This is a genomic window from Micromonospora sp. AP08 (assembly GCF_008085935.1).
In the GTDB taxonomy this organism is placed as follows: Bacteria; Actinomycetota; Actinomycetes; order Mycobacteriales; family Micromonosporaceae; genus Micromonospora; species Micromonospora chersina.
Genome location: NZ_VSEZ01000041.1, coordinates 1 through 820, shown reverse-complemented (window position 1 = coordinate 820; position 820 = coordinate 1). Strand labels below are relative to the sequence as shown.

Genomic DNA, 820 nt, shown 5'->3' with positions numbered 1-820 from the left:
GCGGTGGGTGACGCGTTCCGCTCGGTGATGCTGTTCCTGCCCAAGGCGGTCGCCTTCGTCGCCATCCTGATCGTGGGCTGGCTGATCGCCAAGGCCGTGCTGAAGATCGTGGACAAGGTCCTGGAGCGGGTCCACTTTGACCGCGCCGTCGAGCGCGGCGGCATCAAGACCGCGCTGGCCCGCTCGAAGTACGACGCCAGCGACATCGTCGCGAAGCTGGCCTACTACGCGGTGCTGCTGGTCACCCTGCAGCTCGCCTTCGGCATCTGGGGCCCGAACCCGATCTCGGACCTGATCGCCGGCGTGGTGGCCTGGCTGCCCCGGGCGTTCGTGGCCATCGTCATCGTGGTGGTCGCCGCGGCCATCGCCAAGGCGGTCAAGGACATCATCTCCGGCGCCCTCGGCGGTCTGTCCTACGGCCGGGTGCTCGCCACCATCGCCTCCGTGTTCATCCTGGGCCTGGGCGTCATCGCCGCGCTCAACCAGATCGGCGTCGCCACCACGGTGACCACCCCGGTGCTGATCGCCGTGCTCGCCACCATCGGCGGCATCCTGATCGTCGGCGTCGGCGGCGGCCTGGTCCGCCCGATGCAGAGCCGCTGGGAGAACTGGCTGGCCCGCGCCGAGGAGGAGTCGCAGGCCATCGCCACCCACGCCCGCGCGTACCAGGCCGGGCGGCGGGACGCCGCCGCGATGCCGACCATGCCGCCGCCGGCCCAGCCGGTCACCGGCCACGGCGCGGAGGTCAGCAACGAGGCCACCATGGTCCTGCCCGAGGCCCGCGGCAACTACCGCTGACCGACCTACGCCAATCGGCGCG

At 71.5% G+C, this 820-nt stretch carries 1 protein-coding gene; it reads left to right on the top strand.

From position 1 onward, the window contains the following. A partial coding sequence (locus FXF50_RS29020) for a hypothetical protein (RefSeq protein ID WP_370464175.1) occupies positions 1-798 on the top strand: 798 nt, incomplete at its 5' end. Positions 799-820: the final 22 nt, after the last annotated feature.